We start from the raw sequence: 24,702 nt of genomic DNA, 5'->3' as shown, positions 1-24,702 counted from the left end.
TTTATTATATGTTTGAAAACCGGCGTATTATCACATTAAAGCACTAACACTAGCAAGACATTAAAATACTGGACAACTACTAGAGCAATTCGGTTACAATGCGCGGCTTATGACAGACCTATCATTTCAAAAAGTTCAATTTGTTACTATCGATCCTGACCTGGAAGGGCAAAGGATAGATAACTATTTACGCACTTTCTTAAAAGGAGTGCCTAAAAGCCTTATTTATCGCATTTTGCGTAAGGGCGAAGTGCGAGTGAACAAAAAACGGGTTAAGCCCGAATATAAATTGCAGCCCAATGACGAGCTACGTATTCCGCCTGTGCGAGTATCTGAGCCAACTGATTTGCCTTCTACTAAGCTCAACAAAGTATCGAGTTTAGAAAATCACATACTATATGAAGATGATTGGCTAATTGTATTGAATAAACCTTCAGGTACCGCAGTACATGGTGGCAGTGGTTTAAGTTTTGGGGTGATTGAAGCTCTAAGAGCATTGCGCCCTCAACAAAAGTTTTTAGAGTTGGTGCATCGACTAGATCGCGATACCTCGGGTTGTTTATTAATCGCTAAAAAACGCTCTGCGTTAAAAAATCTCCACGAACAGCTCAGAGATAGAAAAGTAGATAAACGTTATCAAGCCTTAGTGGCGGGAGAATGGCCAGCTAATCGCTTTAAGGTAAAAGCGCCACTATTAAAGAACACCTTAAAATCTGGCGAACGTATAGTATTAGTTGATGATGAAGGCAAACCATCGGAAACCCGTTATCGTATTTTGGAGTCCTTCAACCAAGCAACCTTAGTTGAAGCCTCACCTATTACCGGTCGTACCCATCAAATCCGCGTACATTGTTTGCATGCGGGTCACCCTATTGCGGCTGATAATAGATACGGCGATAAAGACTTTGACCAAAGAACCTATAAGTTAGGTCTTAAAAGATTATTTTTACATGCACACTCATTGGCTTTTATTCATCCTAATACCGATGAACGAGTGAGTTATAAAGCACCTCTTGAGCCAAGTTTAGTCAGTGTGTTGAAGAGACTTAGAAGTGAAGTATAAAGCCATAGTGTTTGATTGGGATGGCACACTGATGGACTCCATCAGTAAAATTGTTGAAAGTATGCAAACCAGCGCTCAACAACTGGGTTTTCCAGTACCAGATTATGACCAAGCAAAAAACGTGATCGGTATTAGTTTGTTACCTGCGTTACAAAAACTCTTTAATATCGATGATGAAAAAGCCGCAATGGATCTTTTTCATACTTATAAAGAACACTTTAAAGATCATGCAACAATAAGTAGTCCGCTGTTTAATGGTGCGATAGCTTTATTAGAAGAGTTGAAGCAACGAGGCTACATATTAGCGGTGGCGACAGGGAAAGCTCGGCAAGGTTTAGATCACAATTGGCATCATTCCAATACTAAACACTATTTTAGTGCTTCCAGAACCGCAGATGATGCCCAAAGTAAACCCTCTCCAGATATGTTGCAGCAAATTCTGTCTGAATTAAATTTGTCGGCAGATCAGGTTTTGATGGTTGGCGACACTAGTTATGACATGGCAATGGCCGAAGCGATTAACATGGATCGCATTGGTGTGAGTTTTGGTGTGCATAGTGCTGACACTTTACAACAACATAAACCTTTAGCTGTGATTGATACCTTAGAAGAATTATTACTGCACGTTTAATACCATTAATCGGTATCTTTTTGCATATAATCAAACAAGTCCACATCCATAGAATTAAATAAATCCATTAAGGCAATCAGTGGTAAACCAATTAATGTATTGGGATCTCTGCCATGGAGAGATTCAAATAAGGCAATGCCTAAACCTTCACATTTAAAACTACCTGCACAGTCGTATGGTTCTTCAATTTGTAAGTAAGTAGAAATTTGATCCTCAGTTAAGGTCTTAAATGTCACATCAAAGGTTTCTACTAGCTGTGATATTTGTTTGTTAGCTGAATGCACTAGACATAACCCTGTGTAAAACCTGACAGTCTGACCACTGAACATTAACAGTTGTTGTTTAGCTTTAATAAAGTCTCCCGGTTTACCTAATACTTGCCCATTAAAACTAGCCAATTGATCTGAGCCAATAACATAACTATCAACGTGAGCCTTTTGTGTGGCGATGATTAAGGCTTTATCTTTAGCAAGTCGTTGTACCTTGTCCGATATTGACTCAGTCTCTATCGATGATTCATCGACATTAGGCGCGACACTAGAGAACGGGATATGGAGTTTTTTTAAAATAGATTGGCGGTAAGGGGAACTCGAAGCCAGAATGATTTTCATAAATGGTGATTACTACATCTTATTAATATTAGTTAAAGCATATAAAATGCAGCGCTGGGTGTCATTAACTATGATTTATTCTTTGACTAAACCGCGATGAAACTATAATATGCGCGCGCTATGCAGAAAGTGAAACTACCCAAGCTGGTTGACCCAGTTAAAAACGCCACATTACGCTCCGATTATCGGGGAGTTATTTTGTCGTCTGAGATGCCCAGATTACTTGGAGCAGTTGCTGATATTGCCAAAGAAGTTGATGTTGAAGTTAAGTTTGCAAAAGACGAGCAGGGTCTTACTTATTTTCAAGGTCATATGGCATGTTCAACATCACTTATCTGTGAGAGATGTAATGAAGTCTTCGATCATCCTTTGGATGTGTTTTTTTGTTTTAGCCCAGTGCAGAGTGCTAAAGAAGAAACCGAAGATGAATTACCGGATGTTTACGAACCGGTTGAGGTCGATGACCAAGGAGAAATCAATTTATTTCAAACTCTTGAAGACGAACTGATTTTATCACTACCGATTGTAGCCCTTCATGCAGAGGAGGATTGCAAACAAAAGCGTGATAAAATGAGCTTCGGAAAAATTGAACCGGCCGATGAACGTCCAAACCCGTTCGCGGTTTTGAAAGAACTTAAGCGAGACTAGGAGTAAAGTAATGGCTGTACAGAAGAGTAAGAAAACTCGTTCAAGACGTGGAATGCGTCGTTCACACGATGCACTAGGTTCTGCGACTTTGTCTGTAGATTCAACGTCAGGTGAGACGCATATTCGTCATCACGTGACCGCTGATGGTTACTACAAAGGCAAAAAAGTTTTATCTCTTTAATTTAAAGTGACAGAACTTTGAGTCGTCTGACCTTAGCGTTAGATATCATGGGGGGCGATCACGGCCCCCATATTATTTTTCCTGCTGCATTAACAGCACTTCAACAAACTCCCCATTTACATTTTATATTTTGTGGTCCTTTAGCACTTATGTCACTGTGGTTGAGCAAACAGCAACCAGATATCCAAGCTCGTATTACCTTATCCGACTGCCCCCAAGCCGTAGCTATGGATGAAGCGCCAGCTCATGCCTTACGGCACAAAAAAAATTCTTCGATGCGACGTATACTCGATTTAGTTCATAACAATGAAGCCGATGCGTGTGTCAGTGGCGGTAATACTGGCGCTTTGCTCAGTATGGCGTATTACGTGTTGAAAACCTTACCTGGCATAGATCGTCCCGCTCTTATTACTTTGGTGCCTACCATTAATAACGGCAAAGTGTATTTTTTGGATTTAGGCGCAAATATTAATTCTGATTCAGAGGTGTTATTCCAATATGCCGTGATGGGCTCTGTATTGGCCGAACATATTGCCAATATCAAACAGCCAAAGGTGGCGTTGCTCAATGTTGGTTCAGAAGAAATCAAAGGTAACGACCAAGTTAAACAAACTGCCAAATTATTAACTGACTCCAAGAACATTAACTATATTGGTTATGTTGAAGGTAACGATATCTTTTCCCAGAAAGCAGATGTGATAGTTACAGATGGTTTTGTCGGTAATATTGCCGTGAAATCTTGGGAAGGTTTAGTGAATTTTGTCATTCAAGAAGTTAAAAAAGCATCACAGCATAATTGGTTGTCTAAAATTGTGGCAAAAATAGCCATGCCTTTGTTTCGTGGTATTTATTTACGGATGAAACCCGACCAGTATAACGGCGCTAGTCTGATAGGATTGCGCGGAATTGTGGTAAAGAGCCATGGTAATGCCTCGTCAGAGGCTTTTTTGTATGCGATCCGTGAGGCGATACAACAAGTCGAAATGCAAGTCCCTGACAAGATAAAAGATAAGATTGAAGCTGTTTTAATGGAGCGTCACTAACAAATGAATTCCAGAATAATTGGCACAGGTAGTTATTATCCAAGTGAGATACGAACCAATGAACACCTGTCAACTATGGTTGATACCTCAGACGATTGGATCACCGATCGCACCGGGATCAAAGAAAGGCGTATCATTGGAGCTAACGAAACTGCTGCTACTATGGGTTTTGAAGCCAGTAAAAAGGCGTTAGAAGCGGCAGGTATTGATGCTAAATCTTTAGACATGATTGTTTGTGCTACTACTAGTGGTCGGTATGCGTTGCCTAGTACCGCCTGTGAAATCCAAAAAGCTCTAGATGTTGATGGTATACCTGCATTTGATGTGGCGGCTGCCTGCGCTGGTTATTGCTACGCCCTTAGTGTGGCTGATCAGTATATAAAAAGTGGTATGGCTAAACGAATATTAGTAGTAGGCACAGATTGCTTAAGCCGTATGATTAGCCCTGAGGATCGCACTATGGTGATCTTATTTGGCGATGCTGCAGGTGCCACTATTATTGAAGCAAGTGAAGAGCCTGGTATTTTATCCACACATATTAATGCTGCTGGCTCCTATGGTGATTTATTAACTATAGGCAACCCGCAACACGGTAATGAACAATCTGTGCATGAAAACTGGGGAAGCATGAAAGGCAACGAAGTATTTAAAGTTGCCGTCACTAAGTTAAGTGAGGTAGTTGAACAAACGTTAGCTGCCAACAATATGAAAAAATCAGATTTAGATTGGTTAGTGCCACACCAAGCAAATTTTCGGATTATTAAAGCGACGGCAAAAAAACTGGATATGCCACTCGAACGAGTGGTGATGACACTTGAACAATACGGTAATACATCTGCAGCTACAGTGCCAACGGCCCTTGATACTGCTATTCGAGATGGCAGAATTAAACGCGGACAGAATCTACTTTTAGAAGCTTTTGGTGGCGGTTTTGCATGGGCATCAGCGTTAGTACGTTATTAAAATACAATTTTTAGAGAATTAAATATGAGTAAACAAGCGTGGATTTTTCCTGGTCAAGGATCACAGACTTTAGGCATGTTAAGTGATTTAGCTGCCGAATTTAGCAGCATTCAAGATACCTTTGCCCAGGCTAGCGAAGTCTTAGGTTATGACTTGTGGGATGTGGTACAAAATGATGAACAACAACTTAATCAAACCCATATTACTCAACCGGCTTTATTAGCGGCGAGTTATGCAATATATAAACTGTTGCTCGAAAAAGAGCTCAGTCAACCGGCATATATGGCAGGTCATAGTTTAGGAGAATACTCCGCTTTGGTGTGTGCTGGGGTAATCGACTTTGCTGATGCTCTAAAGTTGGTTGAGGCTCGCGGTCAATTTATGCAACAAGCTGTGCCAGCTGGCGTCGGAGCTATGTATGCAATAATAGGTTTGGATGACGATAAGGTTGTTGCTAGTTGCGAGCAGGCACAAGGGCAAACCAATGAAGTTGTGGCTGCAGTAAATTTTAATTCACCAGGACAAATAGTGATCGCTGGGAATAAAAACGCCACAGAAGTCGCCGCAAATTTATGTAAAGAACAAGGTGCAAAACGAGCATTACCATTGGCCGTTAGTGTGCCGTCTCATTGTGCTTTGATGAAACCAGCAGCAGAACAACTGGCTAGTTTACTTAAAGACATTCAGTTCCACGCACCTAAAGTGCCGGTTATCAATAATGTTGATGTGGCTTACCCTAATGATCCAGAAGCAATAAAGCAGGCATTAGTTGAGCAATTGTATAGCCCAGTTCGATGGACAGAAACAGTCAATAAATTAGCAGAACTTGGTGTTGAAGCTTTATTCGAAGTGGGGCCAGGGAAAGTCTTAACTGGATTAACTAAGCGTATTGATAAACGTTTAAGTTGTGTTGCGATTAATACAGTTGAATCTGTAAATTCATTGATTTAATTTAATTATTGTTTGTAGAGAGAATGTATGGCTAATTTAAATGGCAGTATTGCACTAGTAACAGGTGCAAGTAGAGGAATTGGCAGAGCGATAGCCGAGCGTCTAATGGCTGATGGTGCAACTGTTATAGGTACTGCAACATCCCAAAATGGTGCTCAGGCAATCAGTGATTACCTGCAAGGTAGTGGTGAAGGTAAAGTACTTAATGTTGCCGATCCTGATTCGATGCAAACATTGCTGACAGAAATCACAGAAAAACACGGCACTGTGGATATATTGATAAATAATGCTGGGATCACTCGTGATAATTTACTGATGCGTATGAAAGATGACGAATGGCAAAGCATTATGGATACTAATTTGACCTCTATTTTTAAAATGTCTAAAGCTGTGCTGCGTGGCATGATGAAAAAACGCAAAGGACGTATTATTAATATAGGTTCAGTAGTTGGCTCTACAGGTAATGCGGGGCAAGCTAATTATGCTGCTGCAAAGGCTGGTGTGATTGGTTTTAGTAAGTCTATGGCTCGTGAAGTTGCATCTAGAGGTATTACCGTTAATGTTGTTGCTCCGGGCTTTATTGATACTGATATGACAAAATCATTAACTGATGACCAAAAAGAAAGTATATTTAAAGATATTCCAGCAAACCGTTTAGGTGACCCAAAAGAAATAGCCGCGACTGTTGGATTTTTAGCCAGTGATGATGCAGCATATATCACTGGTGAAACAATACATGTCAATGGTGGCATGTATATGGGGTAAGATGTGTTAAAGTTTTCAATTATTGATGCTTTATTGAATAAATGAATAATTACTAATCAGCGAGTGGTTAGACCAGATAAAAAGTTGAACCTGTTGCTTGCAAGGGCTCACTTAGCTGAATACACTACTCGCAAATTTATATCTAGCGACTTAAAGGATAACTAGAATTATGAGTACTATCGAAGAACGTGTAAAAAAAATCGTCATTGAACAACTTGGTGTTAAAGAAGAAGAAGTTAAACCAGAAGCCTCGTTCGTAGATGATTTAGGTGCGGATTCATTAGACACTGTTGAATTGGTAATGGCTCTTGAAGAAGAGTTTGATACTGAAATCCCTGATGAAGAAGCTGAAAAAATTACTACTGTTCAGTCTGCTATTGACTACGTTAACGCTAATAAAGACGCGTAATGTATTATAAACGGTCCTCTCAGGGCCGTTTTTTTTTCAAAAATAAACAACCATTCATAGATAAGCGGAGGCCAATGTGTCTAAACGTCGCGTAGTTGTGACCGGTCTTGGCATGCTTTCCCCTGTTGGCAATACTGTAGATTCTACTTGGAAAAACATTCTTGCCGGTAAAAGTGGCATTGCCCCTATTACTTCTTTTGATCCTTCTTTGTTAACCACTCAGTTCGCTGGTGAAGTCAAAGATTTTGATGTTGAGAAGTATATCCCCAAAAAAGAAACCAAGAAGATGGATAGGTTTATCCAACTAGGTATTGCAGCGGGTAAACAAGCCCTAGAAAATTCAGGCTTTAAAGTCACAGCACAAAATGCATCGCGAGTTGGTGTTGCTATTGGTTCTGGGATTGGCGGTTTGGGTTTAATTGAAGAAAATCATCGTAGAATGCTTGAATCAGGTCCGCGCAAAATATCACCATTTTTTGTTCCAGCGACTATTACTAATATGATCTCAGGATTCTTTTCGATATTTGAGGGGCTCAAGGGTCCAAATATTAATGTTGTCACCGCATGTACTACTGGAGTTCATAATATTGGTATCGCAGCCCGTATTATTGCTTACGGAGACGCTGATGCGATGATTGCCGGTGGTGCTGAGTCGACCGTTTGTGCGCTCGGTATTGGTGGTTTTGCTGCAGCCCGTGCTTTATCTACTCATAATGATAACCCTGAAGCGGCTAGCCGTCCTTGGGATAAAGATCGGGATGGTTTTGTAATGGGTGAGGGGGCTGGTGTTGTGATGTTGGAAGACTATGACTCAGCTGTCGCTCGTGGTGCAACAATATATGCTGAATTGGTTGGTTTTGGCATGAGTGGCGATGCTTATCATATGACCTCGCCGCCAGCTGACGGTGAAGGTGCTGCAACTGCTATGGTCAATGCTATTAACGATGCCAAGATTGACGTTAGCGAAATTGGTTACATCAATGCTCATGGTACTTCTACCCAGGTAGGGGATATGGCTGAAGTGGCTGCGATTAAACGTGTCTTTGGTGAACATGCCAACAGTGTTTTGGTTAGTTCAACTAAATCGATGATCGGACATCTTCTTGGAGCCGCAGGCTCGGTTGAAGCCATATTTACTATTTTGGCACTACGTGACCAAATAGCACCACCCACTATTAATTTAGATAATCCGGGTGAAGGCTGCGATCTTGATTTTGTTGCTCATACATCCAGACCTGTGAAGATGGATTATGCTTTATGTAATTCATTTGGTTTTGGCGGCACTAATGGCTCATTATTATTTAAAAAATAATAGGCAACATTTAACTTTTGGGTAATATTGAAGTTCTATTACGGCATCTAGATACAAAAAATAATGATTGTTAACGGAAGGCAGCAACAACATATAGAAATTGCAGATAGAGCTTTTCAGTATGGTGATGGCTGCTTTACCACTATGGCGTTTAGAAATGGTCATCTTGAATTTTTTGATGCCCATATTGAACGTCTAAAATTGGCGTGTAATACTTTATACCTAGATTTTGATAAATGGTCAGAGTTGACAAGTTGTATATTCGATTCGTTAAAGTCTACTTCTGACTGCGTAGTCAAAGTCATGATTACCCGGGGCGAAGGTGGCAGAGGATATAGTCCAGAAGGCGCCTTAAGCCCTAATTATATTATTACCCTGCATACAATCCCAGCACATTACACTCTTTGGCATACCAAGGGCATAAAGTTAACTATTAGTCCCATCACTTTAGCTAGCCAACCTTTGCTTGCAGGTATTAAACATCTTAACCGTCTAGAACAGGTTTTAGTCAAGCAAGCATTAGTACAAACTGGTTATGATGATGCGATTGTTTGTGACATTCAGCAACAAATAATTGAAACCTCTGTAGCTAATTTGTTTTGGTACAAGGATAATGTCTGGTATACCGCAGACCTTTCAAAATCAGGGGTTGAAGGGGTTATGCGTAACCATGTTCTGGAAGTTATGCAACAAAAAGGGATAGAATGTCAGGTGGTCAAGCAGGATGTCAGCGTTTTGTTTAGCGCTCAAGAGTTGTTTGTTTGTAACTCGTTAATGATGGTGGTTCCGGTGCTGAGTTTGTTTAATCCAATTAATCAGCGAACTAAAAATTATGTTGTAGAGCAGACAAAACAATTACAACATTATCTGCAACCTACAATTAATCTCAAAGCGATAAAAGTGTCATGAAAATTGTAAAATGGTTGTTTATCTTTGGGATTATATTAGGTTTTGTTTTTGTCGCAGCTTTATTTCATTTTGACAAAAAAGTACATCAGCCACTTAACCTTACTGAGGCAACTCTGTATCAAGTTAAAGCCGGACAATCTGCAAAAGGCATACTCAATAGATTAAAAGAGCAGGGGATCATCAAGGATAATATTGGCCTCAAAATCAGGTTAAAGCTTGTGCCAGAACTAGCTAATATCAAAGTAGGTACCTACGAATTATTGCCGTCAATGAGTGCACTAGATTTGTTAGAGTTATTATCTAGCGGCAAAGAATTTCAATTTTCAATCAGTTTAATCGAAGGACTAAATTGGCGGGAGTGGTTAGTAGCGATCAAGTCTCATCCACAAATTAAATTTAATGATAATTTTTATCAACAGCTTGAGACGTTAACCGCTGAATTGCCTGAACAGTCCATTGAAGGATATCTATTACCCGATACCTATCACTTTGTAGCGCAAACGGCGGCGATTGACTTGGTTAAACGTGCTCATCTTAGTATGCAACAATATTTAAACATGGCATGGCAAGATCGTGCCCAAGGTTTGCCCTATGATTCGGCTTACGAAGGCTTGACTATGGCGTCGATCATTGAAAAAGAGACAGGGGTGGCAGATGAACGTCCACGAATTTCTGGGGTATTTGTTAACAGACTTAACCTAAATATGCGCTTACAAACCGATCCTACTGTAATTTATGGCATAGGTGAAAGTTTTGATGGCGATATCAGGCGTAAAGATTTGAAAACTCCGACACCTTATAATACTTATGTCATTAAAGGGTTACCGCCAACGCCTATAGCTATGCCGAGTAAATTGGCCATTGATGCTGCGTTTAACCCTATGATAACGGATGAATTGTACTTTGTATCCAAGGGTGATGGCAGTCACAAGTTTTCAACCACTTTGCAAGAGCACAATCTTGCAGTGCGTCAATATCAATTAAAAAGATAAGTGAGTATTAGTTGCAAACATTAGGCAAATTTATTGTTATTGAAGGTTTGGAAGGTGCTGGAAAGAGTAGCGCTGTAGCTATATTGACTCAAACCATTCAAGCTGCCGGTCATACTGTGGTTAATACCAGAGAGCCAGGTGGTACTGCTATGGCTGAAGCGATAAGAGATGTAGTCAAACATGACTGGGTTGATGAAAAAGTCACAGTAGAAGCTGAGTTGTTGTTAATGTATGCCGCAAGAGCGCAATTAGTGCAAAACGTTATTTTGCCTAATTTAGAAAAAGGCAACTGGGTACTAGGGGACAGGCACGATATGTCCTCACAAGCATATCAAGGTGGTGGTCGTCAGATTGATCAGAATATGATCGAAAGCCTAAGAGTTATCACCTTAAAAAACTTTAAACCAGATTTTACCTTATATATGGATGTTGAGCCCAAAGAAGGGCTTAAACGCGCCAAAGGACGTGGTGAACTAGACCGTATTGAACAAGAAGATCTAAGCTTTTTTGAACGAACCCGAGCGCGTTATTTATTATTGGCCCAGCAGGATCATAATTGTGTGGTGATCGATACCATGCAGAGTATCCAGGCGGTGCATCAAGATGTTGAGCTAGCGATTAAACAATTTTTGGAGAATTGAGTGTTTCCTTGGTTAGATGGGACTTTTAAAAAGTTGAGCAACAGAATTGCAGCAGATAAGTTGCATCATGCTCTGCTTATTCAAGGTCCCTCTGGATTAGGTAAATCAAACTTTGCCCTAGAGTTAGCTCAGTTACTGCTATGTAAAGCTAGAAAAGGGGATGAAGTGTGTGGTTTTTGCCAGTCTTGCCTATTAAATGCTGCAAACAATCACCCTGATTTACATGTGGTGGAATCAGATAAACAAATAGGTGTTGATCAAATTCGCGATGCCATTAAAACCTTAGTCAGCTCTGCTCACATGTCAGGGGCCAAGGTTTTGATTATCTATCATGCACACACTATGACTGAATCAAGTGCTAACGCTTTACTTAAAACCTTAGAAGAGCCAACTGCCAACACGTTTTTATTACTTACCACGGATAAGCCGGAGCGCATATTACCAACAATCAGAAGCCGCTGTGAAAAGTTGGCTCTACCTTTACCTGATTTAGATACCACTATTGCTTGGGTGAAAACCCAATATGATGCTGAAATCGATATTAATTTTGCCAAGTTGTTTAGTGCCCGCCCTTTGGCCTTATTTGCCGAACTGCAAGAAGAACAGAGTTTCACTTATGAAACCTATAGCACCGGGCTAGAGTCTTTGTTGCAAGGTAAAACGAGTGCCACACAACTGGCAATGGATTGGCAAGATAATGCCGATAAAGTACTTAAATGGACGCAATATTGGGCAAGACAGCAATGTACCGAACAGCTTTCTGAAACACTTTGGCAGCTAAATCTACAAGCGACTAAAGTCATCCGACAATTACGCAACCCTGGGGTCAATAAAACCTTAGTGTTAACCGCGCTATTAGATAAACTTGCCTTAGTAAAAGCCGCTTAAACCTAACTCTTTAAAAATGGAAAAATTACGTGTTTGTTGATTCACATTGCCACCTAGACCGATTAGATAAAACCCCAGAAGAACTGTCAGATATACTCAATTTTGCTAGAAGTCGCGGTATTGAACACTTTTTATGTGTGTCGGTGTCGGTTAAAGATTTTCCTGCGATGTTAGATACGGTTAAACATTTCAAAGATGTGTCTGTTTCTTGTGGTGTCCACCCATTACATCAAGAGGATGCGTGTAGTTATGATGAGCTCCTTAACATGGCTGATAATGATGAAGTAGTCGCCATAGGTGAAACTGGCTTAGATTATTTTTATAGTGCCGAAACAAAGTCTGTGCAATTAACTTCTTTTGTTGATCATATTAAAGTAGCCAATAAGCTAAACAAACCTTTGATTATCCATACTAGAGATGCCCGTGAAGATACCATTGACTTACTTAAGCAACACAAAGACCCATCCACCAGAGGTGTGCTGCACTGTTTTACCGAGACTTGGGAGATGGCTCAGGCAGCAATAGAATTAGGCATGTATATCTCAATATCTGGCATAGTCACATTTAAAACTGCTACAGAATTGCAAGAAGTCGTTAAAAAAATTCCACTAGACAAATTACTCATTGAAACAGATTCACCTTGGTTAGCACCAGTTCCTTACAGAGGTAAACCCAATCAACCGGGATTTGTAAGAGAAGTTGGAGAGTTTATTGCAGAAATAAAGGGGGTAAGTGTGGAAGAGCTAGCTAAAATCACAACGGACAATTTTTATGAGTTGTTTGGGATTGTAAGAACGTAATATAGTACTTTTAAAACTCATAATACTAGCGATTTAAAAGGGTCTAATTCAACACCTTTTTTCATTGCTCTTTTAAAAGCAGTTCTAGCTGTTAATCTTGTTAGGTAGGAAGATACATCAGAATTAAAATGCTCCTTCAAACCAATAATGGTAGCAAAATGTAGCGCATAACCTACAGCGATATCAGCAACAGTGAATTTGTTACCACATAAAAATAATCGACCCGTTGATAAGTGTTGTTCTAACCAACGTAGACGCGCCGAAAACCATCGAATATAACCTTCTGCAACTTGTGGCAACTTACGGTCATCGGGTTCTAAATGTCGATATCTTAAAATAATTGCTAATGGGAATGTCAGGGTTGTATCGCTTTGATGCAAAAAATTTAAGTAATGACCATAATCGGGAGCGTTAACTGCAATACCAAATTCAGGTTTGTTGTAAACGTCGACTAAATATTGGCATATTGCTGATGATTCAGTCATTTGGCTTATGCCATCGTCAAAAAAAGGAATAGTGCCAAGGGGATTGGTTTCTAAATACTCACTTTGGGTAAAGCGAGGTGGGAATGGCATAACATTTAATCGATATTCTATCCCCATCTCTTCTAAAGCCCATAATGGACGTAAAGATCTAGTATTATAGCAATGCCATAATGTGGGTGGAACCTGGTTTGTATTAAAAGATGTCATTATTTATACGCTTATACTTAGTCAAGGTGTTAAGTTGAAACGGGGATCCCATCAGAATAAGTGAACAATCCTATCTGAATTTTAAGTAACAAAATACTGAATGATTGAGGCAGATCAAATCTAGGCTATATTGTATATTTGCTTGGCTAAAATCTAAGTAGATCTCCAATTTCCTATCTTGCACAACATTTCTTAAATTTTTTACTGCTAGCGCACAAACATTGGCTGTTACGTTCTGGTGAAAATTTACCAGAGCCTTTTTGCATTACTCCTTCGGTATACAGCCACCGTCCTGCTTCAAACACAAAATCTGATAGTTCATGCATCACGTAATAGCAGCTGTCGACTTGATAGAAGGCTTTGAATTCAACCTGAGCAGTATTTTTTTGAGAGAAATGGGTTAGGACTTGTAGGGATAACCATCGGGTATCTTGAGAACTTTCTGTTAATTCGCTAACTGTTAATTTAGCACGTTGAGCTGATGCGTAGGTTTGCAAAATATATTGATAGTTTTTTATTACATAAGCCGTAAAACGCGAACGCATTAACTCTTCGGCATTTTTCGCATTCACTTTACCAGCAATAATAGGCTGGCAGCATTGTTCAAATGTGAACTCGTTACCGCAAAAGCAGTTTTTAATAGACGTAGTCAAAGTTTTAATACTTAAGGAAGCAGATAGTGAAGACTAGGCGATTGTACTTAGTAGAGTCAATATCAAACGAGGCTAAATTTAACTAAGTGTCCCGAGTTCAGGTTACTTACCAAGGTCCTTTTACTACGTTATCTTTTTGTAGGCTGTTGGGCATTAGGTTTACTAACGCAACTTTGTAATCAATACATAGTTGTTTTAGTCGCTCAAAACTTATTTCATCTAATGTTAATTGTTCAACAAACAAATTTGAACATTGACCGCCAGTGACAATTTTTTCGAGCCACAGTGACAAACTCTGTTGTTTAGGTTTAGTTAGACGAATGCAATAGGTTTGTTTTTCAGCAAAACGAATTTTATTGGCCACCAAAAAAGTCCACTTGTGGTCATGGTTAACATTTATATTGTTGCTATGCTTATGATCCGCTGGCACTTGCATGGTGACTAGTGGAGTCGAGCTGTTAGTAAATGCATGTAAACTTGCCATAATGATTTCCAAGTAGTGATGTTATATACAGTGGTTGGATATACAGTAGTACTGTATAAATCATCATGCAAGCTTTTTTTTACTTTGTTGGGTTTTTGTTCGTTTATTGAAGCGTGATTGTATCGGTTTTAAAAACTTGGTCCTTCGTGCCACTAACAAAGCCAGTAATACTAGGGCGTATATTATTGGCTGAATGAGCTCGGATTTTACTGACCATATATAATGTAAAGCAACCAATAAACTTGCCACATACACCCAGTTATGGGTTTTTTGCCAAGTTCTTCCCATACGTCTTTGTATTGGTTTGGTTGAGGTGGCAGCTAAGATACTCAAAATGAGCAACGCGATAAAACCAACACTAATATAAGGACGTTTTAGTATTTCAGATAATAATAGCGACCATTCAAGTTGTAACTCAAACAACAAATAACTACTGAAATGACATATCGCGTATACAAATGCATAAAGACCTATGGGCCTTCTAAGCGTTACTAATTGCCCTTGACGTAGATACTTAGCCAAAGGTGATATTAATAATGACAGCAGTAACAAATTGAATGCACCTATACCGCTAAAATGTAATATGGCTTTGACTGGATCTGCACCTAATTGGTCGCTGAAAGCTTGATAGTAGGTGAATAACAAGAGGGACAAAGCCACTAGATGTAGCGTTACTTTGATCCAAAAAGTATGAGCAGCTGTAATGCGCACAGATTTAATCATTACAATTTCCACTTAATAGAATTTTCTGAGATCCATATCCGCATACATAGAAGCAGCTTCAGGATATCCGTTAAACATTTGGGTCTCAATACGGTTACGAGTAAACAATCCGCCTGACGTTATGCGACGCTCACTGGCTTGAGTCCATCGTGGGTGGTCAACTTGAGGGTTAACATTGGCATAAAATCCGTATTCGCTAGCAGCCAGTTTCTCCCAAGTGGTCTGGGGTTTTTTATCCGTTAAGCGAATACGCACCACAGACTTAATACTCTTAAAACCGTATTTCCAAGGTACCACTAGCCTTATTGGGGCACCGTTTTGTGGTGGTAGAGTTTTGCCATATAAGCCAACTGACATTAACGCTAGAGGGTGCATGGCCTCGTCAATCCTTAAACCTTCAACGTATGGGTAGTCAATTCCTCCACCTGTAAAGCGATTTTTCTGACCAGGCATTTGATCAGGATCGTATAGCGTTTCAAACACTACATATTTTGCAGAACTCAAAGGTTTAGCTTTTTTAATCAAAGCGGCCAAAGAAAAACCAATCCAAGGTACAACCATAGACCAAGCCTCAACGCAGCGTAGTCGATAGATCCGCTCTTGCAATTCAAAACTTTTATATAAGTCGTCATAATCTAATGTCAGAGATTTTTCTACTAATCCATCAATTTTTAGTGACCATGGGTCAACTTTGAAAGACTGTGACTGTGCAAGGGGGTCAGATTTTCCAGAGCCAAATTCATAAAAATTATTGTGACTGATGATTTTCTGCTCTGGCGTCAAGAGATCTTCTGAGTGATAAACTTGTGGTTGGGAAAATTCAAGTGGGGTGGTTTCAAAGGTTTTGTTTTCATCACCGCCAAACCAGTTTACTGCCTTAGCATGTGGACTGACCATTAAGGCTGAAGCCCCTAAAAATCCCATAGACTTTAATAGTTGCCGCCTATTTTGGTAGACACTTTCATCAGTTACCTGATTTTCTTTTATCTCACTGGGTTTAGGCGTGCGAATTAACATATTTGTCTCATTACTTTGATTCAGCTAAAGGTATATACGTATAGACAGCTAATTCAGCACAATAATTTCTTCACATTTTTATCACGATAAATACGGCCAATTGTTCTGTAACGATTTATGAACCGATTTTTTCTCCAACAATGCCTGAGGAAGGAAGAAATAAACTGCCATACAATTTAGAAGCAAAACCATCTGTCATACCCGATATATAATCGGCAATCACTCTATGACCGTTACCTGCATCATTAGCTTCTAACCAACGTTGACAGGTGTTGTCAGGTAATAATCGTTGAGGATCGGATGCAAAAGCCTGAAATAATTCCATGACTATTTGTTGGCCTTTGTACTCGAGCATTTGTATCTCTGGTTTTCTGATCACCCGATTAAAAACATAAGCCTTAAATATACCCAGTGCCTGATGGAAGTGAGCAGGGAAAACTGCATTGTATTTTAATAAATCATCTTCAAACTCTGCTGCAATTTCGATTATTTCAATATTAGTAATAAAACAATTAACCAAAGCACCAATGGCGTCTTTACGTTCATGATGGTGTTGGCTAAATAGTTTTTCACTGAGTGCCACTATGTTTTGGTTCATCCAATCAATGTCTAATTTAAGTAGCGGATCTGCCACTTCTTGATTAAATTGTGACTGATTGACTATACCCATAACAATGGCATCTTCGAGATCATGGATAGCGTAAGCAATATCATCGGCCAGCTCCATAATAGAACAGTCAAAAGATTTATATAGGGTTTTGTAATGGTTTTTGCCATTGCTGTTAAATTGCATAAATCGCTGAGTGTCTTGGCTAGAAAAGCCTTCAAGTAACCATTCAAAAGAAGCTTGATCACACTCATATAACCCTTTAGGTGGATGCCAAAGGGATGCTTTAACTTCTCTGTGAGGCACTGACTCTTGACCTTGTGGCGGCTGATTAAGTTGCGGCAGATAGTTAGGGTATTTGATTAAACCTAACAAGGTGCGCCTGCTAAGGTTCATACCATGTTCGGCGGTATAAGGTTCGAGTTTAGTAACTATTCTAAAGGTTTGGCCATTGCCTTCGAATCCACCATGATTGCGCATCATATAATGCAGTGCTACCTCGCCACCATGACCGTAAGAAAATACACACCCACCTTAATATGTAAAAACGTATGTTGTTTTAAGATCATTGTGCTATTGTCAAGTATCTTTTAGAAGGGGTTATATTTGTGTATTGGTTCAAAAGTAAACGCTTTGATGCGAAGCTTTTTTCTAACGAAGAGGGAATACCTTTGATATTTCCATGTATTTTCTGTCATGCACTTGCTAATAACAGAGCCATATATAAGTTGAATTATACGAATGATGGTTACCGAAGAATCAAAGGAGCTGAGCTGGTAAAAATAAATATTTCAGAAAATACTAGTGAAATTATTAACGAATTAAAAAACTTTTTACTGTGGGCAGAGGTTTATTGTCTTGATAAGAAACTAATCTCTTTCGATAAGCATCATAATTTTCCTGCTGAGCTGTTGAATCATTACTTAAATAATGTGCTAATCCAAATTAAAGGCAAAAGTTTGGAAATGGCAAAAAAAGCGCTTATTGCACTAAGGGCGTATTATAACTTTCTGGCATTCCACGGTTTTACGGAATTAAAAAATTTAGAAATAACGAAAGATTCACAGGCCATTGCACGTGAAAATACGAATCATCGAGGCGTCATTAAATATTTTTCTCCCGGATTGAGAGCACAATTATATGCAAATGCTCGTTGCCTAAGGGATGAGTGTATTTTGCGTGCCGCTGGGACAACTGGCGTTAGGGCAAAAGAAAACATCGGATTTTTGTTAAATGACTTTGTTGTCGGTAATAAGAAATATATGGGCCTGTTGTCGTTATTTCAGCAGTTAGAGCAGAGTCCTGAACAGGAACAATTTGAGTTTTGGTTGCAGGGCAAGTACTCAAAAGGACACAGAGGAGCAGGAGGTAAGTCGAGGAAGCTTTATATCCCACGAGATACATTACACAGGTTTAAGCAATATTACGACAAAGAACGGCCTAATTGTGATATTGACAACTTATTTGTTACAGAGCCGAGTTCGGGTTATTTAAAAGCTATATCGCCAGCTTGTGTGCAAGTTCTATTTAAACATGCGCGAAAGAAAATTCTTCTGAAACAAAAAGAGGGGTTATTACCAGACCATTTAGATCAGTTACAGGAAAAACAAACATATCATATTTTAAGGCATTCTTTTGGTACCGATACATTCTATGATGCCCTACTAATTAATGGATTGAGAGTGGACAATGTTACACCGACGTCCCAGCCGTATTTGGTTACAGCAGCTCTACTGGGGCATGTGGTAAATGGAAGAGGGGCCCCTGCAACAACCAAGGAATATATCCGCTCTTGTCATCTGAAAATTGAATTAAATAATTTTAATCATCGTGAAAAATGATCGTTCCCATCGTGGTGATGGTGCTCAGACTGAGTTGGATCTAATCAGACAAGAGAAGGGTATGCTGACGGAGTACCGAAAAGGAATAGATGTCGTACCTATCGAATTTAAACCTGAAACACGTCGTTTTATTGTACCAGCTAGTCTTAACCGAGCTATTCGCACTATTATCTTGAAGGATAATTCATGTCACGAAAAAAGGCTTGTGTTTTCAGCTCTGTATACCGCGTATTACTTGGCATTTGTTTGTAATTCCGACAATGCGTTACGCTCTTTGGTTTCAGATATATTCCCACGGTTTGTTGAGTATCTCAATCAGCTTGATATAACGTCAAACAACAAAGGAAATATATTAAAAGGATTTGAAACATTTCGCGTTAAAAATGATCAAGTTAAAACGCAGAGTACTGGATTGCGAGAATTAATCACAGCATTAAATAAAGCGCTGTCATACATACCTTTTGGTATTGAATATTTGTCGAATGACGAATACCGGTATTTAGATCAGTTATCAAAAACGAAACTTGCAGCTAAAGATGAAAGTGAACAAAACACTTTAACTGAATGGTTTGGTTTCCATTCCTGGCTACGGTTAGATGAAGTTGGGGTTGGGAGTGAACTTTTTAATCGAGTTGTGTCGCCTAAGTTGCTAACTAATTCATTACAAATTACTTGTGCTACAGCCTTAATCGAGTTGCACAATGCTAAGCATTCATTGATAAATTTGTTTATTGTTAAAGCTGTTAAACGTAATTATTTTCCTATGCCCCCTTCTTACCCGGATGCATCGCTTTATGCGAATGGATCAGTAGACCCTCAATATATAAAAGATATAGCCCAGTATAAAAAGAACACACTTAATTATAAACGAACTTTTTTTGAGCGCTTGGCTGAAATATTATCTTGTACGTCTGATGAGAGAGCATTTTCAATTAGAGTTGCAATAGATGCTTTAATATATTCTCAATGTACAAAAAATGTTATTGCTTATGTCAGGGATAGAATTGAAAAAAATGGCAACATTAATCAACAGACAACCTTACAAGGTAAAATTGAAACTGTATTCAAGCAGCAAACCCCACAATGCCTATTATTTACCATAGAATTTATCCTTGAACTTGTCGACTATGTAGGGGCTAAAGCTAAAAGTGTCATTGTGCCTACATGTAAAGCTGAGAACTATTTGTTTTCAGTTTTAATGGCCTATCAAACTGTTGCTGTAACTGATATTTATCGACTTAGGCGTTCGAATTTTAAATTCCTTAAGAAACAAAACGGTAAAGTCACACATATTGATTGTGCATATTTTAAGTCAAGAGCCAACTCAGTTCACAGTACAAATATGATTAACGCCAATTCCCAACTTGGTAATGCAATATTAGCGTTTATTAATGACAGAACAGCTGAAATGTCACAGGATTGCGGTGCACTGGTATGTGATACGGGAATCACTAAGTTAAAAACAGGTGCTTTTTCTTCAGCATCTACACTTTTTAGGTTTTTATCGTACTCTACAGTTCGACTAAAAATTGATAATGAAATTAAAAGATCAAATAGTTCGCCAGTTTTTTTAGATACTTTGAATAGGGTTCTTGATCATGGTGTAAAGAAAGAAGCTTTCAATCGGCAATCCAAGTCCGGCCATGATGATTGGTTGATGGAATGTCAAACTCCGTGTAAAGGGCGATTGTTCGGTTTGGAAAATATTAAGAATTCCAGCGTGCATGCAGCTTCTGACGACTTTGATGCGTCAAGATTAATGAACTACCGTTCTCATACTATGGAGACAGAGCGACATCACTATTTAAATAAGGAGAATGAGGTATGGTTGAACAACTGTGGGCGTATTACCAGAGCAGTAATGCATGATTTGCAGTGCAACGTATTTAGACCGTCTAAAGGTGATAAGGTCCTATTCCAAAGTGATTTTACGAAAGCTTTACGGTACGTTGAGCAACGAAAATCCGATGTATTATCTCGCCTGAAAATTATCACGGAAAAAAAGAATGGTAGGGTTGATGAATTAGGTTTTAGTAAGGCTGATGGGCATATTGAAGGGGAGTTGCCGGACAGTCTGTATTTAGTTGAAAGTCCTGAAACAGTGATGAAGTTAAGACATTATCTCGACGAGTTACACCGGACGCATGAGCAACTTGCAAAATGTAACCCAGATTTTTTGTTTTATACCGCTTTACCTACGGCTGAATGGATTGAAACTGTATTTTCAATTCGATTGTTTAACCGTGAAACTGTGAATCAAGGGGAAGTAATGTATAAGAAGTATAAGGAACACCTTCCTCAATTGTTTTTTGCTCAGACGGGAGGGAATTCTGTTGGTAACTAATATCAGTGAACAATCTACTGAATTACTTTCAGTTAGCCCAAAAGAAGCTGGGCTTAGGAATAGATGTTTAACATTACTTCAGCAAATAAGCCAAGTTGAAAACACAAATTTAGATGACTTAGTATGGGAGGTTTCATTTACACACCACCGATATAAAAATAGTAAGGTGGTACTTGATTTCGCGCCATTTTGTCAAAGTGAGTTGGCATTTGCTAAAACAGTTAAAGTATTGTGGGAAACCGATCAAGCGATAGAGTTATCGCCTGTTGTTTTTGCTAAGTGGCTTTTTCTTGAGCTAGTTCAAGACCAATCAGTCGATTATCGTTGTGTGTGGTTGTTAGATTTATTGAAAATGTTGTTTCATTACTTAAAAGTAGAAAAATTAATAGTTCTGACGGAGGCTCAATTACCAGACTTTTTTTCCCTATTATTAACCCACGACTTTGATAATAACCGTTTTGTAAAGCGATTTTCTATACCAGCCTATGGAAGTCGAATTAAATTGTTCACTCTTAGATCAATCTATAAATTACTTACTCGTCATAGAGTTAGAGTTTTATTAAACCAAATAGACATAACGAGTCAAAACAAGGCATTGAATGAAGCTTGTTTAAGTCAGACCGGTATGACCTTAACTGACTATAAGGCCGGTGGTTCGTTTGACTTTTTAGGTCTTGATATTGGTAGGCATTACATAGATTACTGTGCTGAATTTTTTGAACAAAATATTACTTTTGCTACGGCTGTAAGTAAGACACTAAAGCAAATGAAAACCTATATTGAAGGAATAGGTGGTTTAAAATCTGGGACGATAAGTAGGTTAATAAGAGTCGTCGCGAATATGCTGCAATTGGGACAACAACCAAAAAAATACAGAAATGGCCGGTTAGAACATGAAAAAGTTTATGAACTAGAGTTAATGGTACTTAACAAGGCATTAACGGTATTTCAGCAGGCGTACAATGAATGTGTGATTCACAATAAAGCGTATTCATTGGATGTGTTAAATGCAGTGGCAGCCGATTTAGGGGTCAAGGAATTTCGTCTCGATACGCACGAATTCATTCGTGCAATGCTGTATACGCGATTTGTTGACGGTGATATAAAATCGAGGAAGAGTATCTGTGAAGAATATAAGTCAGTAATTCTTACAAGCGATTTCGCAAATGGTGCCTTCAAGTGGCAGCTTGATGAATTTGATCAGGTTTGTGATAAATACATTGCGGGCTTCACCATTGAACAGAATGAAGTTAGCGACTTATGCAAAAAATTTTCTACCTCAAACAATTCAATAAAGAATAATAACGGTTTAAAAGCTTTTCTCTCTGATGTCGAAGCTGCTGGTATAACATTATTTGCAGCATATACTGGCTGGCGCGCTAGCGAATTCGGCTTTCCTTTATCTGCAATTTCAGTTGAAATTAATAAAGATATTGTCGACTCATCATATACCCCATTTCGTTTTTATGTGAACTGGACAGCATCGAAGACCAGCGGTGATACAGCCCTACGACGTGAAATTACACAATCAACTGCAATGGTTGCAAATCAGATTAGCCAGCTTAACTGTGCAGGAGCTGAAGATCCTGCACTTATTTCAGTAACGATTTCGAATAAAAATAACTTAGCGACTAGAGTCGAAAAGATGTGGTTACGATTTCCATTTGAATATGCATTGTTTAAAGAACTTGATGAACTTGAAGCTTTGAATGCAGTGAAAGGTGCACTATCTGCCGACAAGCGGATATCGTACATGCGGCTTAATAAAAAGTACGATATCAAAAATAGTCTCGCGCAGGAAGTAATAAAACTCCGCAATCAGTTACGACATGGTGTTGCTAAATTAGAGTTATCAAAACGTAGTTATCAAAAGGAAAACCGATCGACCGCAAGATTTTCTGAAACGTTAAGGCGTTATAAACAAGGTACTCTAGATACTACAAGTACGAATTTACTTAATGAAAGCCTCAGCGAGAAAACGAAGTCGCATATTTTTTCAAATGACAATGACAATGACAATGGCAATGAGAGTGTTTTCCGTTCGGAAACGGTTAGGGGGATAAGAGAGGAATTTGTCCATGATGTCCTAAAAGTAACGCCGCACGCGTTTCGACACATTTGGGCAGAGGCAATACTGCAACGTTATAGAGGAGATGTAGGCCGATTTATTCGTGCAAATTTTAAGCATATAGATGAACGGTTTTTCATGGCCTACCTGCGAAATAAAGAGGTAAAGTCTATATATGATGTAGCAAAAAGAACGACGATTAACTCGGTAGTTCAAAAGCACGTAGCAAGCCTTAAAGATGAGCGGAGATCCTATTCAGGTGGTTTTGACCGTTTTGTGTCAAAAGCGGTGAATCTCACGAAGGTTGTTACAAATGAAGAATACGTTGTTATTGCTAACAAGATAGCAAAAGAGCGAGTTATTGATATTAAATCCAACGCTTGGGCAACCTGCATATTAAGGGCGGGGACTGAAAGTCATGCGAAGTGCTCTGTTGATGGAATCCCACAGCGTCATAATGCTTCGCCTAAGCTTTGTTTGGGTTGTATTAATGCAGATATTATTAACAGTAACTTTGCTGGTATTGTCATTTACACACAGAATGATGTTGAAGTCTGTAAAAACCCAAATTTACCTTTATCAATAAAGGAATTTCATGTTGCAACGCTACGAAAAGCATTGTTACGAATTGCAGAGCTCAAAGTGAATGAAAAGAGCAGTTCGTATGATGACTTTATTACACACTTGGAAGGAGTGATAAGTGACGTCGATAAAGAAGGACATTTAAATGGCTGATGACTATCTAAATAGATTTTTAGGTGACGAAATAACGAAGGATTATATAGAGACTTCGGAAGTTTTGCCTAGCTGGGTTGATAAAAGTAACGCATCTTTTCCAGCTTATAAAATGATACACACGCTAAAACAGGAAAAATTTCGTTTTATACAAGGGCATGGGAAGAAAACTGATTACAACAAGAAATCAAATTATGAAATTAATAAAGCTGAGGTTGCCAAAAAAATTGATAAAACTGCGCAGTCAATATTTCATGCATCTTCATATTCATCTGAGTTGAGACGCTGCTTAGATGATGTGAATGAAAAGCTGGCAAAGGCTAAAGATAAAAAGCTAGAACGAAAAGCTCATGGTCTTCAACATTTATCCAAGGAAGAACTTAAATCAAAAACAAGAAGCTCAACAGAAGAATTAAAATTGATAAAGCAGTCAAACTGCGAAAAATTATATGCACGCTTATTAAGTAATATGCCCCTTGATGTTAAACGAAAACTGGGATTGTGAACGCAGTTTGGATATTTAAAGTAAACTGTACTCATATATATCAATCAAAAAGCCACACTTTTAATAGTAATATAATAAAAGACTTACAATCATTGTAAGAATTATTCTTTGAAAATAAGCAAAAATTTCATTTTAACTGAATCGATTCACCGCCCCTACCATGTCTAGACGTATACATTATTATCTCCTAACTTATCCTGTGTATCCTAAATCTACATAAACCCAA

Annotated in this window: 25 protein-coding genes and 1 pseudogene; 19 read left to right on the top strand and 7 right to left on the bottom strand. The window is 38.8% G+C overall.

The genetic code is table 11. The features are described from left to right. Nucleotides 1-109: 109 nt before the first annotated feature. Together rluC and GARC_RS12485 are read left to right on the top strand one after the other, a co-directional pair. A complete protein-coding gene (gene rluC, locus GARC_RS12490; protein WP_007620519.1) occupies nt 110-1,063 on the top strand; it encodes a 23S rRNA pseudouridine(955/2504/2580) synthase RluC in 954 nt (317 codons plus the stop codon). Continuing rightward, entirely contained in the window at nt 1,053-1,694 is a 642-nt protein-coding gene (locus GARC_RS12485; protein WP_007620517.1) for an HAD family hydrolase, read from the top strand. Before rluC ends, GARC_RS12485 begins: the two co-directional genes overlap by 11 nt. A gap of 5 nt (nt 1,695-1,699) precedes the next feature. Here the strand turns inward: GARC_RS12485 and GARC_RS12480 are convergent, their stop codons facing one another. After that, nucleotides 1,700-2,305, bottom strand: coding sequence for a Maf family protein (locus GARC_RS12480; protein ID WP_007620515.1), 606 nt, complete (start codon nt 2,303-2,305; stop codon nt 1,700-1,702). A 120-nt stretch (nt 2,306-2,425) separates the two neighbouring features. On the opposite strand from GARC_RS12480, the gene yceD reads away from it, so the two are divergent. The 13 genes from yceD (at nt 2,426) to GARC_RS12415 (ending at nt 12,807) form a co-directional block, all read left to right on the top strand. After that, entirely contained in the window at nt 2,426-2,953 is a 528-nt protein-coding gene (gene yceD / locus GARC_RS12475) for a 23S rRNA accumulation protein YceD (RefSeq protein ID WP_007620513.1), read from the top strand. A gap of 10 nt (nt 2,954-2,963) precedes the next feature. Next, the gene (gene rpmF / locus GARC_RS12470; protein ID WP_007620512.1) at nt 2,964-3,134 is read left to right on the top strand and encodes a 50S ribosomal protein L32; all 171 of its coding nucleotides are present in this window, start codon (nt 2,964-2,966) and stop codon (nt 3,132-3,134) included. Between the two features lie 17 nt (nt 3,135-3,151). Then, a complete protein-coding gene (gene plsX, locus GARC_RS27100) occupies nt 3,152-4,177 on the top strand; it encodes a phosphate acyltransferase PlsX (RefSeq protein ID WP_007620507.1) in 1,026 nt (341 codons plus the stop codon). Nucleotides 4,178-4,180: 3 nt separating this feature from the next. After that, nucleotides 4,181-5,140, top strand: a complete 960-nt coding sequence (locus tag GARC_RS27095; RefSeq protein ID WP_007620505.1) for a beta-ketoacyl-ACP synthase III — start codon at nt 4,181-4,183, stop codon at nt 5,138-5,140. Between the two features lie 24 nt (nt 5,141-5,164). Beyond that, nucleotides 5,165-6,091, top strand: coding sequence for an ACP S-malonyltransferase (fabD, locus tag GARC_RS12455; protein WP_007620504.1), 927 nt, complete (start codon nt 5,165-5,167; stop codon nt 6,089-6,091). 27 nt (nt 6,092-6,118) lie between these two features. Continuing rightward, nucleotides 6,119-6,856, top strand: coding sequence for a 3-oxoacyl-ACP reductase FabG (gene fabG, locus GARC_RS12450; RefSeq protein WP_007620502.1), 738 nt, complete (start codon nt 6,119-6,121; stop codon nt 6,854-6,856). A 169-nt stretch (nt 6,857-7,025) separates the two neighbouring features. After that, nucleotides 7,026-7,265 (top strand): acyl carrier protein, encoded by a 240-nt coding sequence (acpP, locus tag GARC_RS12445; protein WP_007620501.1) that lies wholly within the window; start codon nt 7,026-7,028, stop codon nt 7,263-7,265. Nucleotides 7,266-7,341: 76 nt separating this feature from the next. Then, complete coding sequence (gene fabF, locus GARC_RS12440; RefSeq protein WP_007620499.1) at nt 7,342-8,577, top strand: beta-ketoacyl-ACP synthase II; 1,236 nt, start codon at nt 7,342-7,344, stop codon at nt 8,575-8,577. Nucleotides 8,578-8,640: 63 nt separating this feature from the next. Beyond that, the gene (gene pabC / locus GARC_RS12435; protein WP_007620497.1) at nt 8,641-9,486 is read left to right on the top strand and encodes an aminodeoxychorismate lyase; all 846 of its coding nucleotides are present in this window, start codon (nt 8,641-8,643) and stop codon (nt 9,484-9,486) included. After that, on the top strand, nt 9,483-10,478 hold the full coding sequence (mltG, locus tag GARC_RS12430) for an endolytic transglycosylase MltG (protein WP_007620495.1): 996 nt from the start codon (nt 9,483-9,485) through the stop codon (nt 10,476-10,478). Before pabC ends, mltG begins: the two co-directional genes overlap by 4 nt. 11 nt (nt 10,479-10,489) lie before the next feature. Then, nucleotides 10,490-11,119: a dTMP kinase gene (gene tmk, locus GARC_RS12425; RefSeq protein ID WP_007620493.1), complete on the top strand. Its 630-nt coding sequence runs from the start codon at nt 10,490-10,492 to the stop codon at nt 11,117-11,119. Beyond that, nucleotides 11,120-12,007, top strand: a complete 888-nt coding sequence (gene holB, locus GARC_RS12420) for a DNA polymerase III subunit delta' (protein ID WP_007620491.1) — start codon at nt 11,120-11,122, stop codon at nt 12,005-12,007. Between the two features lie 29 nt (nt 12,008-12,036). Next, nucleotides 12,037-12,807, top strand: a complete 771-nt coding sequence (locus GARC_RS12415; protein WP_007620489.1) for a TatD family hydrolase — start codon at nt 12,037-12,039, stop codon at nt 12,805-12,807. Between the two features lie 17 nt (nt 12,808-12,824). Here GARC_RS12415 and GARC_RS12410 read toward each other — a convergent pair whose 3' ends face one another. From GARC_RS12410 to GARC_RS12385, 6 genes and pseudogenes are all read right to left on the bottom strand, one after another. Further along, nucleotides 12,825-13,499 (bottom strand): glutathione S-transferase family protein, encoded by a 675-nt coding sequence (locus GARC_RS12410; RefSeq protein WP_081587547.1) that lies wholly within the window; start codon nt 13,497-13,499, stop codon nt 12,825-12,827. Nucleotides 13,500-13,672: 173 nt separating this feature from the next. Then, a complete protein-coding gene (locus GARC_RS12405) occupies nt 13,673-14,152 on the bottom strand; it encodes a YchJ family protein (protein WP_007620482.1) in 480 nt (159 codons plus the stop codon). Between the two features lie 106 nt (nt 14,153-14,258). Further along, a complete protein-coding gene (locus GARC_RS12400) occupies nt 14,259-14,636 on the bottom strand; it encodes a hypothetical protein (RefSeq protein ID WP_007620480.1) in 378 nt (125 codons plus the stop codon). Nucleotides 14,637-14,699: 63 nt separating this feature from the next. Next, on the bottom strand, nt 14,700-15,359 hold the full coding sequence (gene msrQ / locus GARC_RS12395; protein WP_007620478.1) for a protein-methionine-sulfoxide reductase heme-binding subunit MsrQ: 660 nt from the start codon (nt 15,357-15,359) through the stop codon (nt 14,700-14,702). Between the two features lie 12 nt (nt 15,360-15,371). Further along, entirely contained in the window at nt 15,372-16,376 is a 1,005-nt protein-coding gene (gene msrP / locus GARC_RS12390) for a protein-methionine-sulfoxide reductase catalytic subunit MsrP (protein ID WP_007620476.1), read from the bottom strand. A gap of 115 nt (nt 16,377-16,491) precedes the next feature. Beyond that, nucleotides 16,492-17,499 (bottom strand): annotated as a pseudogene (locus GARC_RS12385) (anti-phage deoxyguanosine triphosphatase); the annotation flags it as partial. Nucleotides 17,500-17,591: 92 nt separating this feature from the next. On the opposite strand from GARC_RS12385, the gene GARC_RS12380 reads away from it, so the two are divergent. From GARC_RS12380 to GARC_RS12365, 4 genes are read left to right on the top strand one after another with little or no spacing between them, the layout of a single operon-like run. After that, nucleotides 17,592-18,824, top strand: a complete 1,233-nt coding sequence (locus tag GARC_RS12380) for a site-specific integrase (RefSeq protein WP_007620474.1) — start codon at nt 17,592-17,594, stop codon at nt 18,822-18,824. Beyond that, entirely contained in the window at nt 18,814-21,168 is a 2,355-nt protein-coding gene (locus GARC_RS12375) for a hypothetical protein (RefSeq protein WP_153810923.1), read from the top strand. The genes GARC_RS12380 and GARC_RS12375 overlap by 11 nt, the downstream gene beginning before the upstream one ends. Continuing rightward, nucleotides 21,158-23,971, top strand: coding sequence for a hypothetical protein (locus GARC_RS12370; RefSeq protein WP_007620472.1), 2,814 nt, complete (start codon nt 21,158-21,160; stop codon nt 23,969-23,971). Before GARC_RS12375 ends, GARC_RS12370 begins: the two co-directional genes overlap by 11 nt. After that, nucleotides 23,964-24,476 carry a hypothetical protein gene (locus tag GARC_RS12365; RefSeq protein ID WP_007620471.1) on the top strand — a complete coding sequence of 171 codons (513 nt, stop codon included), beginning with the start codon at nt 23,964-23,966 and terminating at the stop codon, nt 24,474-24,476. The genes GARC_RS12370 and GARC_RS12365 overlap by 8 nt, the downstream gene beginning before the upstream one ends. Nucleotides 24,477-24,702: the final 226 nt, after the last annotated feature.

The organism is Paraglaciecola arctica BSs20135, assembly GCF_000314995.1.
GTDB classification, from domain to species: Bacteria; Pseudomonadota; Gammaproteobacteria; order Enterobacterales; family Alteromonadaceae; genus Paraglaciecola; species Paraglaciecola arctica.
Note: the sequence above shows the minus strand (reverse complement) of the source record. Positions and strands in the feature narration are given on the sequence as shown.

Bases quoted from the DNA above. Each gene is read 5' to 3' on its own strand.
- rluC (WP_007620519.1), top strand. From the start codon at position 110: ATGACAGACCTATCATTTCAAAAAGTTCAATTTGTTACTATCGATCCT.
- GARC_RS12480 (WP_007620515.1), bottom strand. From the start codon at position 2,305: ATGAAAATCATTCTGGCTTCGAGTTCCCCTTACCGCCAATCTATTTTA.
- yceD (WP_007620513.1), top strand. From the start codon at position 2,426: ATGCAGAAAGTGAAACTACCCAAGCTGGTTGACCCAGTTAAAAACGCC.
- rpmF (WP_007620512.1), top strand. From the start codon at position 2,964: ATGGCTGTACAGAAGAGTAAGAAAACTCGTTCAAGACGTGGAATGCGT.
- GARC_RS27095 (WP_007620505.1), top strand. From the start codon at position 4,181: ATGAATTCCAGAATAATTGGCACAGGTAGTTATTATCCAAGTGAGATA.
- fabD (WP_007620504.1), top strand. From the start codon at position 5,165: ATGAGTAAACAAGCGTGGATTTTTCCTGGTCAAGGATCACAGACTTTA.
- fabG (WP_007620502.1), top strand. From the start codon at position 6,119: ATGGCTAATTTAAATGGCAGTATTGCACTAGTAACAGGTGCAAGTAGA.
- acpP (WP_007620501.1), top strand. From the start codon at position 7,026: ATGAGTACTATCGAAGAACGTGTAAAAAAAATCGTCATTGAACAACTT.
- pabC (WP_007620497.1), top strand. From the start codon at position 8,641: ATGATTGTTAACGGAAGGCAGCAACAACATATAGAAATTGCAGATAGA.
- mltG (WP_007620495.1), top strand. From the start codon at position 9,483: ATGAAAATTGTAAAATGGTTGTTTATCTTTGGGATTATATTAGGTTTT.
- GARC_RS12410 (WP_081587547.1), bottom strand. From the start codon at position 13,499: ATGACATCTTTTAATACAAACCAGGTTCCACCCACATTATGGCATTGC.
- GARC_RS12400 (WP_007620480.1), bottom strand. From the start codon at position 14,636: ATGGCAAGTTTACATGCATTTACTAACAGCTCGACTCCACTAGTCACC.
- msrQ (WP_007620478.1), bottom strand. From the start codon at position 15,359: ATGATTAAATCTGTGCGCATTACAGCTGCTCATACTTTTTGGATCAAA.
- msrP (WP_007620476.1), bottom strand. From the start codon at position 16,376: ATGTTAATTCGCACGCCTAAACCCAGTGAGATAAAAGAAAATCAGGTA.
- GARC_RS12365 (WP_007620471.1), top strand. From the start codon at position 23,964: ATGGCTGATGACTATCTAAATAGATTTTTAGGTGACGAAATAACGAAG.